Genomic DNA, 14165 nt, shown 5'->3' on the forward strand with positions numbered 1-14165 from the left:
GATCCCGAGGGTTCTCTAGGCGAATCTCGCCACAAAGGTACGGGTATGTCACTTGAAGGTGTTTTCAACGAAGGCTTCATGACCACGAGTTACGACTCGGTGGTGAACTGGGCCAAGACGGGTTCGCTCTGGCCCATGACGTTCGGCCTCGCGTGCTGCGCCGTCGAAATGATGCATGCTGGTGCTGCGCGCTACGACATCGACCGTTTCGGCATGTTGTTCCGTCCCAGTCCGCGCCAGTCCGATCTGATGATCGTGGCCGGCACGCTGTGCAACAAGATGGGACCGGCGCTGCGCAAGGTGTATGACCAGATGTCCGAGCCGCGCTGGGTATTGTCCATGGGCTCTTGCGCCAACGGCGGCGGTTATTACCACTACAGCTATTCGGTGGTTCGTGGCTGCGACCGTATCGTGCCGGTCGACGTGTACGTGCCCGGTTGCCCGCCCACGGCGGAGGCGCTGATGTACGGCATCATCCAGCTGCAGCAGAAAATCCGCCGCACCAACACGATTGCGAGGGCATAAAAATGTCCTCTTCTCCTGTTTCCATGGAGCAACTCGCCGAAACGATTCGTGCAGTGCTTGGCGACAAAGTCAAAAGCCTGAACACCGCGCTCGGTGAAATCACCCTCACGGTGACTGCTGCCGACTACCTTGTAGCCGCAGCCCAGTTGCGCGATGCGCCCGGTTGCCGCTTCGAGCAGCTCATCGACCTTTGCGGCGTCGACTATTCCGAATATAAGGACGGCCAATACGGCGGCTTGCGGTATTGCGTGGTGTCGCACCTGCTGTCGGTCAGCCTGAACCAACGCGTGCGCCTCAAGGTGTTCTGCCCCGATGACGATTTCCCGGTGGTGGATTCTCTCAATGACATCTGGAACTCAGCCAACTGGTTTGAGCGCGAGGCTTTCGATCTTTACGGCATCATCTTTGAAGGTCACAACGACCTGCGCCGCATCTTGACCGACTATGGCTTTATCGGCCATCCTTTCCGCAAGGATTTCCCGACTTCAGGCCATGTGGAAATGCGCTACGACTCCGAGCAGAAGCGCGTGATCTATCAGCCGGTCACCATCGAGCCGCGTGAGATCACCCCCCGCGTGATTCGCGAAGACAACTACGGTGGCCTGCAGTAAGCAGCGTCGACAAGAGATACCCCATGGCTGAAATCAAAAACTACACGCTCAACTTTGGGCCACAGCATCCTGCCGCGCACGGTGTGCTGCGGCTGGTGCTTGAACTCGACGGGGAAGTCATTCAGCGCGCCGATCCGCATATCGGCCTGCTGCACCGCGCGACCGAGAAGCTTGCCGAAAGCAAAACCTACATCCAGTCGCTGCCCTATATGGACAGGCTGGATTACGTCTCGATGATGTCCAACGAGCACGCCTATTGCCTGGCCATTGAAAAGCTGCTCGGTGTTGATGTGCCGGTACGCGCACAGTACATCCGCGTGATGTATGCCGAAATCACGCGCCTGCTCAATCACCTGTTGTGGCTGGGTGCGCACGGTTTCGACTGCGGCGCGATGAATATCCTGATTTACTGCTTCCGCGAACGCGAAGCGCTGTTTGACATGTACGAGGCCGTCTCGGGTGCGCGCATGCATGCAGCCTATTTCCGCCCGGGCGGTGTGTATCGCGACCTGCCCGACAGCATGCCTCAGTACCGCGTCAGCAAGGTCAAAAATGCCAAGGCCATTGAAGCGCTGAATGAGAACCGCCAGGGTTCTCTGCTCGACTTCATCGAAGACTTCTCGAACAAGTTTCCGGGTTATGTTGACGAATACGAAACACTGCTGACGGACAACCGCATCTGGAAGCAGCGCACGGTGGGTGTGGGTGTCGTTTCTCCAGAGCGCGCACTCAATCTCGGTTTCACGGGCCCCATGCTTCGGGGTTCGGGTTTTGCATGGGACTTGCGCAAGCAGCAGCCTTACGACGTCTACGACAAGATGGACTTCGACATCCCGGTTGGCAAGACCGGCGACTGCTATGACCGCTACCTGGTCCGCATTGAAGAGATGCGTCAGTCCAATCGCATCATCAAGCAGTGCATTGACTGGCTGCGCGTAAATCCCGGCCCCGTGATCACCAGCAACCACAAGGTTGCCGCGCCGGACCGTGAATCCATGAAATCCAACATGGAAGAGTTGATCCACCATTTCAAACTCTTTACCGAAGGTTTCCACGTTCCGGAAGGCGAGGCCTACGCAGCGGTTGAGCACCCCAAGGGTGAGTTCGGCATCTATATCGTGAGCGACGGCGCCAACAAGCCTTACCGCCTGAAAATCCGCCCGCCGGGTTTCCCGCACCTCGCGGCCATGGACGAAATGTCGCGCGGCCACATGATTGCCGATGCTGTCGCCGTGATCGGCACCATGGACATCGTGTTCGGTGAGATTGATCGCTAAACCGGATGGTTTCCCCCATGATTTCTGAACAAACCAGAGTGCGGTTCGACCGCGAAGTAGCCAAATACCCGGCTGACCAAAAGCAGTCCGCCGTCATGGCATGCCTCACCATCCTGCAGGAAGAGCATGGGTATGTGAGCGCCGAGAGCGAGAAGATCGTGGCCGAATATCTCGGCATGGCGCCTATCGCTGTGCATGAAGTCACCACCTTCTACAACATGTACAACCAGCGCCCGGTTGGCAAGTACAAGCTCAATGTGTGCACAAACCTGCCTTGCCAGTTGCGTGACGGCGCCAAGGCGCTCAAGCACCTGGAGCACAAGCTGGGCATCGCCATGGGCGAGACCAGCGCCGACGGCCTGTTCACGCTGCAGCAGTCCGAATGCCTGGGCGCCTGTGCGGATTCGCCGGTGATGCTCGTCAACGACCTCACCATGTGCAGCTTCATGAGCAACGAGAAGCTGGACCAGCTCATCGAAGGTCTCAAATCCGCCGAGGCAAAGCAACCATGACGCTCGCACACCTGACCCCTCACAGCGCGGCCGCGCAAAGCGTGCTGTCCCAGTTCGCGGCCACCGGGGTGCAGACCTGCTTCCACGGCCGGCACATCAATCCGCAAATCCTGGCCGACCTCGACGGCAGCAATTGGCGGCTCAAGGATTACGAGGCGCGTGGCGGCTACCAGGCCCTGCGCAAGATCCTCAAGCAGGATGGCGGTGAGGGCATGACGCCCGATCAGGTCATTGCTGAAGTCAAGGCCGGCAGCCTGCGCGGCCGTGGCGGCGCCGGTTTTCCTACCGGCCTCAAGTGGAGCTTCATGCCGCGCCAGTTCCCGGGACAGAAATACCTGGTCTGCAATTCGGACGAGGGTGAGCCGGGCACTTGCAAAGACCGCGACATCATGCAGTACAACCCTCACAGCGTGATCGAAGGCATGGCGATTGCCGCCTATGCCATGGGTATCAGCGTCGGATACAACTACATTCACGGCGAAATCTTTGCGACCTACCAGCGCTTTGAAGAAGCGCTGGAAGAGGCGCGCGCCGCGGGATTGCTGGGCGACAACATTTTCGGCAGCGGCTTCAGCTTTCAGCTCCATGCCTCGCACGGCTTCGGTGCCTACATCTGCGGTGAGGAAACCGCACTGCTCGAATCGCTCGAAGGCAAAAAAGGCCAGCCGCGCTTCAAACCGCCGTTTCCGGCCAGCTTCGGCCTCTACGGCAAGCCCACCACCATCAACAACACCGAGACCTTCGCCGCGGTGCCCTGGATCATCCGCAACGGCGGCCAGGCTTACCTCGAGTGCGGCAAGCCAAATAACGGTGGTACCAAGATTTATTCGGTGTCGGGTGATGTCGAGCTGCCGGGCAACTATGAAGTGCCCATGGGCACGCCGTTCTCCAAGCTGCTGGAACTCGCGGGCGGTGTGCGCAAGGGTCGTACGCTGAAGGCCGTGATTCCCGGCGGCTCCTCGGCCCCAGTACTGCCGGCCTCCATCATGATGGAATGCACCATGGACTACGACTCCATCGCCAAGGCCGGCTCCATGCTGGGTTCGGGTGCTGTGATCGTTATGGACGACAGCCGTTGCATGGTCGAGTCGCTCAAGCGCCTGTCTTATTTTTATATGCACGAATCCTGCGGCCAGTGCACGCCCTGCCGCGAAGGCACGGGCTGGCTCTGGCGTGTCGTAGACCGTATCCACAACGGCCACGGCAAGCAGACCGATATGGACCTGCTGAACTCGGTGGCCGACAACATCCAGGGCCGCACTATCTGCGCGCTTGGCGATGCCGCGGCCATGCCTGTGCGCGCGATGATCAAACACTTCCGTCACGAGTTTGAAGCCATGATCAAACCACAAGTCTCCCACGCCCCGGTTCAGGCTGCTGCTCAGGCCTAAAGCCGCCGAAAGAAAAAAATATGGTTGAAATAGAACTCGACGGCCAGAAGGTGGAAGTGCTTGAAGGAAGCACGGTGATGCATGCGGCCGAAAAAGCCGGCACCTACATTCCGCACTTCTGTTATCACAAGAAACTCAGCATTGCCGCCAACTGCCGCATGTGCCTGGTCGACGTGGAGAAAGCGCCCAAGCCCATGCCGGCCTGCGCCACGCCTGTCACCCAAGGCATGATCGTGCGCACCAAGAACGACAAAGCCATCAAGGCCCAGAAGGGCGTGATGGAGTTCCTGCTGATCAACCACCCGCTGGATTGCCCGATTTGCGACCAGGGCGGTGAATGCCAACTGCAGGATTTGGCAGTGGGTTATGGCGGCAGCGAATCGCGTTACGAAGAAGAAAAGCGCGTCGTCTTCCACAAGGACGTCGGCCCGCTGATATCCATGCAGGAAATGAGCCGTTGCATCCATTGCACCCGCTGCGTGCGTTTCGGCCAGGAAGTGGCCGGCGTGATGGAACTCGGCATGTCGCATCGCGGCGAGCACGCCGAGATCGAAACCTTCGTGGGCATGTCGGTGGACTCCGAACTGTCCGGCAACATGATTGACATCTGCCCAGTTGGCGCACTGACCAGCAAACCTTTCCGTTACTCCGCCCGCACGTGGGAGCTCTCGCGCCGCAAGTCGGTCAGCCCGCACGACTCGACCGGCGCCAACCTGATCGTTCAGGTCAAGAGCAACAAGGTCATGCGCGTCGTGCCCCTGGAGAATGAAGACGTCAACGAATGCTGGATTGCTGACCGCGACCGTTTTTCATACGAAGCGCTCAACGGCGACGAACGCCTGACCAGCCCCATGCTCAAGCAGGGCGGCGAATGGAAAACGGTCGACTGGCAGACTGCACTTGAATATGTGGCCAACGGCCTCAAGCAGATCAAAGCCGACCATGGAGCCAACAGCATCGGCACACTGGCCAGTCCGCACAGTACCCTGGAAGAGCTCTATTTGGCCGCGTCATTGATGCGCGGATTGGGCAGCGAGAACATCGACTATCGCCTGCGCAACGCGGAATTCGCTACGCCGTCGGCCATCCGCTGGCTGGGCACTTCTATCGCATCTCTGTCGCAGTTGCAGCGCGTGCTGGTGGTCGGATCCAACCTGCGCAAGGACCATCCTCTCTTTGCACAGCGCATTCGCCAGTCCTTGCGCAAGGGCGGGGCGCTCAGCACCATCAACTCTGCCATTGAGCTGGCAAGCCCGGACGCCTGGGCCATGCCGGTCGCCAATACGTTGCTGGCAGCGCCTGAGGCTTGGGCCCAAGCCTTGGCTGATGTGGCAACAGCTATCGCGGCTGACAAGGGCGTTCCTGCGCCGGCCGCCGGCCAAGCTAGCGATGCTGCCAAGGCGATCGCCAAGTCTCTGCAGGGCGGCGAGCGCAAAGCGATTTTGCTGGGCAATGCCGCAGCCCATCATGCCAAGGCCTCCAGCTTGCTGGCGCTCGCCAACTGGATAGGCGAGCAGACCGGCGCGACCGTTGGCTACCTTACCGAGGCCGCCAATACCGTTGGGGCTCAACTGGCCGGTGCGTTGCCTGCTGGCAAGGGGCTCAATGCTGGCCAGATGCTGGACGGCCAGCTCAAGGCGGTGATCCTGCTCAACAACGAACCTGAGTTTGATTCCGCTGCGGGCGCTCGGGCGAAAGCCTCGCTCAATACCGCACAAATGGTCGTGACGCTAAGTCCCTTCAAGGCCAACATGGGCTTTAGCGATGTGTTGCTGCCAATCGCGCCTTTTACCGAGACCCCGGGGACCTTTGTGAACGCCGAAGGCCGGGTGCAAGGCTTTCACGCCGTCGTCAAACCGTTGGGCGATACGCGGCCTGCCTGGAAGGTATTGCGTGTGCTTGCCAACCTGTTGGGCTTGCCTGGTTTTGATTTCGAGTCGTCGCAAGATGTACTCAAACAGATCGGCGATGCTGATGCTGCGCAACTTCCGCCGGGCAAACTGGGCAACGGTATCCAGACCGGCATCGAACTTTCTGCGACTCCTGCTCATGCACCTGCTGTGGCCAGTATTTACCAGTTAGACGGACTGGTCAGGCGTGCGACATCGTTACAGCTGACGGCGGATGCCCGTCGCAGTGCCGGCGTTGAAGCAAAGCTTGAAGGGGTGGTCGCATGATTGACGGAATCTACGTCTTCGGCCAAGGATTGATGGGCGGTATTTGGCCGGCGACGATTTGGCCCGTGCTGTGGACTCTCATCAAGATTGTCTGTGTCCTGGCGCCGCTGATGGGACTGGTGGCTTACCTCACACTATGGGAGCGCAAGGCCATTGGGTTCACCCAAATTCGCCTCGGCCCTAACCGCGTCGGGCCTTTTGGCTTGCTCCAACCGATCGCCGACGCGCTCAAGCTGCTGACCAAGGAGATCATCATCCCCACGGCGGCGAGCAAGGGCTTGTTCGTCCTCGGTCCCATCATGACCATCATGCCGGCACTGGCCGCCTGGGCCGTGATTCCTTTCGGGCCTGAGATCGCGCTGGCCAACATCAATGCCGGCTTGCTGTTCCTCATGGCCATCACGTCGCTGGAAGTTTATGGCGTGATCATTGCGGGTTGGGCCTCCAACTCCAAATACGCCTTCCTGGGCGCTATGCGCGCATCGGCGCAAATGGTGAGCTACGAAATCGCCATGGGCTTCTGCTTGGTGGTGGTGCTCATGGTGTCGGGCAGCCTCAACATGACAGATATCGTGATGAGCCAGGGTAAGGGTACTTTGGCGAGCCATGGCTGGACTTTCCTGTCCTGGAACTGGCTGCCGCTGCTGCCGATTTTTGTTGTGTACTTCATCTCCGGCCTTGCCGAGACTAACCGTCACCCGTTTGACGTGGTCGAAGGCGAGTCTGAAATCGTGGCCGGGCACATGGTCGAATATTCGGGCATGGCCTTCGCAATGTTCTTCCTGGCTGAATACGCGAACATGTGGCTGGTAGCGATCCTCGCTGTGCTGCTGTTCCTTGGCGGCTGGTTGCCGCCTGTCGAAGCCCTGAGTTTCATCCCGGGCTGGATCTGGCTGGGTGCGAAGACCTTTGTGGTCGTCACCATGTTCCTGTGGGTTCGCGCCACTTTCCCGCGTTTTCGTTATGACCAGATCATGCGTTTGGGCTGGAAGATCTTCATCCCTGTCACGCTTGTCTGGCTGGTGGTCGTTGGGGCCTGGATGCAGACCCCTTACAACATCTGGAAATAAAACATGTCTTCCGCAGTAGCTTCCGTCAAGGATTTTGTTTCGAGCTTCATGCTCACCGAGTTGTTCAAGGGCATGGCCTTGACCGGCAAGTACATGTTCAGCCGCAAGATCACGGTTCAGTTCCCCGAGGAAAAAACGCCGTTGAGCCCGCGCTTTCGCGGTCTGCACGCGCTGCGCCGTTATGAAAATGGCGAAGAGCGATGCATCGCCTGCAAATTGTGCGAAGCGGTGTGCCCGGCGATGGCGATCACCATCGAATCCGATGTGCGCGAAGACGGCAGCCGCCGTACCTCTCGCTACGACATCGATTTGACCAAATGCATCTTCTGCGGTTTCTGCGAGGAAAGCTGCCCGGTGGATTCAATTGTTGAAACCCATATTTTTGAGTATCACGGCGAAAAACGTGGTGACCTGTATTTCACCAAAGAGATGCTGCTGGCCGTGGGCGACCGTTATGAGTCGGAAATTGCCGCCAACCGTGCGGCAGATGCCAAGTACCGCTGAATTCATAGACCAGGCTGCTGGCTCAAGAAAGAACCCACAAGAACATGGACGCTAAAACAGGTCTTTTTTATGTTTTCGCTGCGGTGCTGCTGTTTGCAGCATTCAAGGTGATTACCGCGCGCAACCCGGTGCATGCGGCGCTTTACCTCGTGCTGGCTTTTTTCCAGGCATCCGCTGTCTGGATTCTGCTCAAGGCCGAGTTTCTGGCCATCACTCTGGTGCTGGTCTATGTGGGCGCCGTGATGGTGCTATTTCTCTTCGTGGTGATGATGCTGGACATCAATATCGATAGCGTGCGAAAAGGCTTCTGGAAGCATTTTCCGCTTGCCGGATCTGTGGGCGCCATCATCGCACTTGAAATGTCTTATGTTCTGATGGGTGGTTTCCGTGAGCCTCCTAAGACTTCGGGCGTCGCCGGCCAGATCGGCGCACAGGTTTCCAATACCAAAGAGCTCGGCAAGCTGCTGTACTCCGAATATATCTATCCGCTGGAAGTCGCCGCTGTGATTTTGCTGGTGGCCATCATTGCCGCCATCGCATTGACTTTGCGAGCACGCAAAGACTCCAAATACCAGAACCCTTCAGAACAAATCCGGGTCAAGCGCGCAGATCGTGTGAGCCTGGTCAAGATGAAATCAGTCGTCGCTGCGCCGGTTATTGCCGCAGCCGAAGCACCCGCCGAGGAAAAGAAATCATGACGCTCACCCTCGGACATTTTCTTTCGCTGGGCGCGATGCTTTTCGCGCTATCGGTCATCGGTATTTTCCTGAATCGCAAAAACCTGATCGTCCTGCTCATGGCCATTGAGCTCATGCTGCTGGCGGTCAACATGAATTTTGTGGCCTTCTCTTACTATCTGAACGATATGGCCGGACAGGTATTTGTGTTCTTTATTCTGACCGTCGCCGCAGCCGAGTCGGCTATCGGCCTGGCCATCCTGGTGCTGCTGTTCCGCAACAAATCCAGTATCAACGTAGACGAACTCAACACGCTCCAGGGCTAAAAACAAGATGAGTCAAACCCTTTCCGCATCGGCCCTGCTGGCCGTCCCGCTGGCGCCGCTGGCCGGCGCCGTGGCGGCCGGTATCCTTGGTACCTCGTTCGGCGGCAACTGGATAGGCCGGCGCCTGTCGCACACGCTCACCATTCTGGGTGTGCTGGTGGCGTTCATCATCTCGGCCATGACGCTCAAGAGCGTGGCAATTGATGGCGCGCGCTTCAACGAGACGCTCTATACCTGGATGAGCGTCGGTGGCTTGAAGATGGAAGTCGGATTCCTGGTCGACGGCCTCACGGCCATGATGATGTGTGTGGTGACTTTTGTCTCCCTCATGGTGCATATCTACACCATCGGCTATATGGAGGAGGACGAGGGCTACAACCGCTTTTTCGCCTACATTTCGCTGTTCACTTTCTCCATGTTGATGCTGGTGATGAGCAACAACATGCTGCAGCTGTTCTTCGGCTGGGAGGCCGTCGGCCTGGTGTCCTACCTGCTGATCGGTTTCTGGTTCAACAAGCCGACCGCCATTTTCGCGAACATGAAAGCCTTCCTCGTCAACCGTGTGGGTGACTTCGGCTTCATACTTGGCATTGGCCTGATTGCCGCCTACGCCGGCACACTGAACTACGGCGAGGCTTTTGCCAAGGCTGACGAACTCTCCAAACTGACACTTCCGGGTACCGGCTGGATGCTGGTGACCGTGATCTGCATTTGCCTCTTCATCGGCGCCATGGGCAAGTCCGCGCAATTCCCGTTGCACGTGTGGCTGCCGGATTCCATGGAGGGCCCAACCCCGATCTCTGCGCTGATTCACGCGGCAACCATGGTGACCGCCGGCATCTTCATGGTGGCACGCATGTCGCCCTTGTTTGAACTCAGCGACACCGCGCTCAGCTTCATCATGGTGATAGGCGCCATCACTGCCTTGTTCATGGGCTTTCTGGGCATCATCCAGAACGACATCAAGCGCGTTGTCGCGTATTCCACGCTGTCGCAGCTGGGCTATATGACAGTGGCGCTGGGCGCTTCGGCCTATTCAGTGGCTGTTTTTCACCTGATGACGCATGCCTTTTTCAAGGCGCTGCTGTTCCTGGCTGCAGGCTCGGTCATCATCGGGATGCATCACAACCAGGATATCCGCTGGATGGGCGGCGTACGCAAGTACATGCCGATCACCTGGATCACCTCGCTGCTGGGCACGCTGGCTTTGATCGGCACGCCTTTGTTCGCAGGCTTTTATTCCAAAGACAGCATTATTGAAGCTGTGCACGAAAGCCATCTGGCGGGAGCCGGGTTTGCCTATTTCGCGGTGCTGGCAGGCGTTTTTGTGACGGCTTTTTACTCGTTCCGCCTGTATTTCCTGGTGTTCCATGGCAAGGAGCGCTTTGATCAAAACCCCGATGCACATCATCATGGCCACGACGACCATGGTCACCATGACGAGCACCATGAACCGCACGAATCCCCCTGGGTTGTGACGGTGCCGCTGATCCTGTTGGCAATTCCGTCCGTGGTCATCGGTTTCATGACCATTGAACCCATGCTGTACGGCGAGTTTTTCAAGGATTCGATTCTGGTGAATCTGGAGAAGCATCCCGCGATGGAAGAGCTGGCCAAGTTGTTCCATGGGCCCGCCCAGATGGCCTTGCACGGCCTTACCGCTGCGCCGTTCTGGCTGGCTTTGTCGGGCTCCGTACTGGCGTGGTACATGTACATGGTCAACCCGGCTCTGCCGGCTGCGATCAAACGCATGTTCATGCCGGTCTTCACCTTGCTCGAGAACAAGTATTACCTCGACTGGTTCAATGAAAACGTGCTCGCGCGCGGCACACGTGCGCTGGGCACCGCACTGTGGAAGGGTGGCGACCAGAAGCTGATCGACGGCGCGCTGGTGAACGGCTCCTGGAAGCTGGTTGGCTGGGTTTCAAGTGTTGTGAGACGGTTGCAGTCCGGCTACATCTATCACTATGCCTTCGGCATGATCATTGGCGTTTTTGTGTTGATGACGTATTTCGTCTGGCTCAACCGCTGATCAGTTCAACAAATACAAGGAAGAACAAGAATGGGTTTGTTGAGTCTTGCGATCTGGACACCGATTGTTTTCGGGGTGGTCCTGCTGGCTTTGGGCCGTGACGAGCAGGCGCGCAGCGTTCGCTGGATTGCGCTGATCGGTGCGGTGGTCAGCCTTTTGGTGACGCTGCCTTTGTACGGCGGCTTCGAGCTGGGCACCTCGGCCATGCAATTTGTGGAAAAGGGCAGCTGGATCCAGCGCTTTAATGTTAATTACCACCTGGGTGTCGACGGTATTTCCCTTTGGTTCGTGTTGTTGACCGCTTTCATTAATGTGGTGGTCATCATCGCCAGTTGGGAAGCCATCACGACGCGGGTGAATCAGTACATGGCGTCGTTCCTGATTCTCAGCGGGTTGATGATCGGTGTGTTCACGGCGCTCGACGGAATCTTGTTTTACGTGTTCTTCGAGGCCACGCTGATCCCGATGTATCTGATTATCGGCATCTGGGGTGGGCCTAACAAGATTTATGCGGCGTTCAAGTTTTTCCTTTACACGCTGCTCGGCTCGTTGCTGATGCTGGTCGCGTTAATTTTTCTCTACAACAAATCGGGCGGAAGCTTCGACATCCTGACCTGGCACAAGCTGCCTTTGGGAAGCACGGTGCAGACACTGTTGTTCTTCGCTTTCTTTGCGGCCTTCGCGGTGAAAGTGCCTATGTGGCCGGTACACACCTGGCTGCCCGACGTGCACGTTGAGGCTCCAACTGGTGGTTCAGCTGTTCTGGCCGCCATCATGCTGAAGCTGGGCGCTTATGGTTTCCTGCGCTTTTCCATGCCGATCGCTCCGGATGCATCGCATGAGTGGGCCTGGCTGATGATCGCGCTGTCGTTGATTGCTGTCGTCTATGTGGGCTTGGTTGCTCTCGTGCAGCAGGACATGAAAAAACTGGTGGCCTATTCGTCGGTGGCTCACATGGGTTTTGTCACTCTCGGCTTCTTTATCTTCAATGATCTGGGTGTATCGGGCGGCCTGGTGCAAATGATTGCCCACGGCTTTGTTTCAGGCGCTATGTTCCTGTGCATCGGCGTACTGTACGACCGTGTCCATTCGCGCGAAATCGCCAGCTACGGCGGCGTGGTGAACACCATGCCCAAGTTTGCGGCCTTTGCACTGCTGTTTGCCATGGCTAACTGCGGTCTGCCGGCCACGGCTGGTTTCGTGGGCGAGTGGATGGTGATTCTGGGGGCCGTCAAATACAACTTCTGGATAGGCGGCGCGGCGGCGACAGCACTTATTTTTGGTGCAGCCTATACCTTGTGGATGTACAAGCGCGTCTACCTTGGTCCTGTGGCGAATGACGATGTCAAGGCACTTGCCGACATCAACAGCCGCGAGTTTCTAATGCTTGCAATGCTGGCCATTGCCGTTCTGTACATGGGCATTTATCCAAAGCCGTTTACGGATGTGATGAATACCTCGGTGGCGGACCTGCTCAAGCATGTCGCAGTCTCCAAGCTGAACTGAAGCTGAACTGAGCAACTACAAAGAATTCAGATGATTGACAAACTATCCTGGATCACGGTTTATCCCGAAATCGTTCTCCTGATCATGGCCTGCGTGATCGCGCTGGTGGACTTGGGCGTCAAGTCGCCTCAGCGCACCTTAACCTACGTGCTCACCTTGCTGACACTGGCTGTGGTGGCCGCCATGGAAGCAGCTTACGCAGTGGGTGGGCAGACTTTCTACGGTTTCGGCAACATGGTGGTCAGCGATCCCATGGGCGGCTGGCTCAAGTGCTTTGCCTGCATCACCTTGATGATTACGCTGGTCTACGGCCGCCCTTATGCGGCGGATCGCGACATGCTGCGCGGTGGTGAATTCTTCACGCTCAGCCTGTTCGCGCTGCTAGGCATGTTTGTGATGATCTCGGGCCACAACTTCCTCGTGATCTACATGGGACTGGAACTGCTGACGCTGTCCAGTTATGCCCTGGTCGCATTGCGCCGTGACAACGCCACTGCAACTGAAGCGGCCATGAAGTATTTCGTCCTGGGCGCATTGGCCTCCGGTTTCCTGCTATACGGTCTTTCGATGCTGTACGGTGCGACCGGCTCACTGGATCTTAATGAGGTGTTCAACGCCATTGCCAGCCGCCAGGTCAAGCATCAGGTGCTGGTTTTCGGTCTGGTGTTTATCGTGGCCGGTCTGGCCTTCAAGCTGGGTGCCGTGCCTTTCCACATGTGGCTTCCTGACGTTTACCAGGGTGCACCTACCGCGGTGACGCTTTTGATCGGTGGTGCACCGCAGCTGGCCGCATTTGCCATCTGCATCCGCTTGCTGGTGGAAGGATTGCTGCCGCTGGCGATTGACTGGCAGCAAATGCTGGGATTGATGGCTATTGGCTCCTTGCTGGTGGGTAATCTCGCTGCTGTAGCCCAATCCAACCTCAAGCGCATGCTGGCGTTTTCAACCATTTCACAAATGGGCTTCCTGCTGCTGGGCTTATTGGCCGGCGTGGTGAACGGCAACCAGCTCAACACCGAATCGGCTTACAGTGCCGCCATGTTTTACGCGGTGACCTATGTGCTCACCACTTTGAGCGCTTTCGGCATCATCATGCTGCTGTCACGCGCAGGGCACGAGTCTGAAGAAATCACCGACCTGGCTGGGTTGAACCAGCGCAGCCCGTTGTACGCGGGGGTGATGGCTATCGGCATGTTCTCGCTGGCCGGCCTGCCGCCGCTGGTGGGGTTCTATGCGAAGCTGTCTGTTCTGCAGGCGCTCATTTCGTCGCAGCAAACCATGTATGTCGTGCTGGCCGTTTTTGCGGTGCTCATGTCGCTGATTGGTGCGTTCTACTATCTGCGCGTGGTGAAGGTCATGTACTTCGACGCACCACTCGCTCACAATGCCCAGCCCGTCTCTGCACCGACGGATGCCAAAGTGGTGTTGGCGATCAATGGCGTACTTATCCTTGTTCTGGGCATGATGCCTGGTGGTTTGATGACACTTTGCGCCCAGTCGATCAACAGCATCGTCAAATCCCTGGGCACCTAGCCCGGTTTCGTTCTCTCCCGTCCC

At 57.7% G+C, this 14165-nt stretch carries 13 protein-coding genes; all 13 read left to right on the top strand.

Annotation, left to right across the window (positions count from 1 at the left end; translation table 11 throughout):
• Positions 1–45 precede the first annotated feature (45 nt).
• The 13 genes from DT070_RS13770 to nuoN are packed head-to-tail and all read left to right on the top strand — an operon-like array spanning position 46 to position 14141.
• Positions 46–525, top strand: coding sequence for an NADH-quinone oxidoreductase subunit B family protein (locus tag DT070_RS13770; RefSeq protein WP_092126779.1), 480 nt, complete (start codon positions 46–48; stop codon positions 523–525).
• 2 nt (positions 526–527) lie between these two features.
• Complete coding sequence (locus DT070_RS13775; protein ID WP_122955912.1) at positions 528–1136, top strand: NADH-quinone oxidoreductase subunit C; 609 nt, start codon at positions 528–530, stop codon at positions 1134–1136.
• A gap of 23 nt (positions 1137–1159) precedes the next feature.
• The gene (locus DT070_RS13780) at positions 1160–2413 is read left to right on the top strand and encodes an NADH-quinone oxidoreductase subunit D (protein WP_122955913.1); all 1254 of its coding nucleotides are present in this window, start codon (positions 1160–1162) and stop codon (positions 2411–2413) included.
• 17 nt (positions 2414–2430) lie between these two features.
• Complete coding sequence (gene nuoE, locus DT070_RS13785; protein ID WP_122957407.1) at positions 2431–2925, top strand: NADH-quinone oxidoreductase subunit NuoE; 495 nt, start codon at positions 2431–2433, stop codon at positions 2923–2925.
• Entirely contained in the window at positions 2922–4316 is a 1395-nt protein-coding gene (gene nuoF, locus DT070_RS13790; RefSeq protein ID WP_122955914.1) for an NADH-quinone oxidoreductase subunit NuoF, read from the top strand. The genes nuoE and nuoF overlap by 4 nt, the downstream gene beginning before the upstream one ends.
• Before the next feature lie 20 nt (positions 4317–4336).
• On the top strand, positions 4337–6493 hold the full coding sequence (gene nuoG, locus DT070_RS13795) for an NADH-quinone oxidoreductase subunit NuoG (protein ID WP_122955915.1): 2157 nt from the start codon (positions 4337–4339) through the stop codon (positions 6491–6493).
• Positions 6490–7563 carry an NADH-quinone oxidoreductase subunit NuoH gene (gene nuoH / locus DT070_RS13800; RefSeq protein ID WP_122955916.1) on the top strand — a complete coding sequence of 358 codons (1074 nt, stop codon included), beginning with the start codon at positions 6490–6492 and terminating at the stop codon, positions 7561–7563. Before nuoG ends, nuoH begins: the two co-directional genes overlap by 4 nt.
• 3 nt (positions 7564–7566) lie before the next feature.
• Positions 7567–8067, top strand: a complete 501-nt coding sequence (gene nuoI, locus DT070_RS13805) for an NADH-quinone oxidoreductase subunit NuoI (protein WP_122955917.1) — start codon at positions 7567–7569, stop codon at positions 8065–8067.
• Between the two features lie 44 nt (positions 8068–8111).
• Positions 8112–8765: an NADH-quinone oxidoreductase subunit J gene (locus DT070_RS13810; protein ID WP_122955918.1), complete on the top strand. Its 654-nt coding sequence runs from the start codon at positions 8112–8114 to the stop codon at positions 8763–8765.
• Entirely contained in the window at positions 8762–9070 is a 309-nt protein-coding gene (nuoK, locus tag DT070_RS13815) for an NADH-quinone oxidoreductase subunit NuoK (RefSeq protein ID WP_007864437.1), read from the top strand. The genes DT070_RS13810 and nuoK overlap by 4 nt, the downstream gene beginning before the upstream one ends.
• 7 nt (positions 9071–9077) lie before the next feature.
• Positions 9078–11102: an NADH-quinone oxidoreductase subunit L gene (gene nuoL / locus DT070_RS13820; RefSeq protein ID WP_122955919.1), complete on the top strand. Its 2025-nt coding sequence runs from the start codon at positions 9078–9080 to the stop codon at positions 11100–11102.
• Positions 11103–11132: 30 nt separating this feature from the next.
• The gene (locus DT070_RS13825; protein ID WP_122955920.1) at positions 11133–12608 is read left to right on the top strand and encodes an NADH-quinone oxidoreductase subunit M; all 1476 of its coding nucleotides are present in this window, start codon (positions 11133–11135) and stop codon (positions 12606–12608) included.
• Positions 12609–12638: 30 nt separating this feature from the next.
• Positions 12639–14141: an NADH-quinone oxidoreductase subunit NuoN gene (gene nuoN, locus DT070_RS13830; RefSeq protein WP_122955921.1), complete on the top strand. Its 1503-nt coding sequence runs from the start codon at positions 12639–12641 to the stop codon at positions 14139–14141.
• Positions 14142–14165: the final 24 nt, after the last annotated feature.

This window comes from Polaromonas sp. SP1 (assembly GCF_003711205.1).
In the GTDB taxonomy this organism is placed as follows: domain Bacteria; phylum Pseudomonadota; class Gammaproteobacteria; order Burkholderiales; family Burkholderiaceae_C; genus Polaromonas.

Coding starts and splice junctions, on each gene's coding strand:
- nuoG (WP_122955915.1), top strand. CDS start 4,337: ATGGTTGAAATAGAACTCGACGGCCAGAAGGTGGAAGTGCTTGAAGGA.
- DT070_RS13770 (WP_092126779.1), top strand. CDS start 46: ATGTCACTTGAAGGTGTTTTCAACGAAGGCTTCATGACCACGAGTTAC.
- nuoE (WP_122957407.1), top strand. CDS start 2,431: ATGATTTCTGAACAAACCAGAGTGCGGTTCGACCGCGAAGTAGCCAAA.
- nuoL (WP_122955919.1), top strand. CDS start 9,078: ATGAGTCAAACCCTTTCCGCATCGGCCCTGCTGGCCGTCCCGCTGGCG.
- nuoF (WP_122955914.1), top strand. CDS start 2,922: ATGACGCTCGCACACCTGACCCCTCACAGCGCGGCCGCGCAAAGCGTG.
- DT070_RS13810 (WP_122955918.1), top strand. CDS start 8,112: ATGGACGCTAAAACAGGTCTTTTTTATGTTTTCGCTGCGGTGCTGCTG.
- nuoI (WP_122955917.1), top strand. CDS start 7,567: ATGTCTTCCGCAGTAGCTTCCGTCAAGGATTTTGTTTCGAGCTTCATG.
- nuoH (WP_122955916.1), top strand. CDS start 6,490: ATGATTGACGGAATCTACGTCTTCGGCCAAGGATTGATGGGCGGTATT.
- DT070_RS13775 (WP_122955912.1), top strand. CDS start 528: ATGTCCTCTTCTCCTGTTTCCATGGAGCAACTCGCCGAAACGATTCGT.
- DT070_RS13780 (WP_122955913.1), top strand. CDS start 1,160: ATGGCTGAAATCAAAAACTACACGCTCAACTTTGGGCCACAGCATCCT.
- nuoN (WP_122955921.1), top strand. CDS start 12,639: ATGATTGACAAACTATCCTGGATCACGGTTTATCCCGAAATCGTTCTC.
- DT070_RS13825 (WP_122955920.1), top strand. CDS start 11,133: ATGGGTTTGTTGAGTCTTGCGATCTGGACACCGATTGTTTTCGGGGTG.
- nuoK (WP_007864437.1), top strand. CDS start 8,762: ATGACGCTCACCCTCGGACATTTTCTTTCGCTGGGCGCGATGCTTTTC.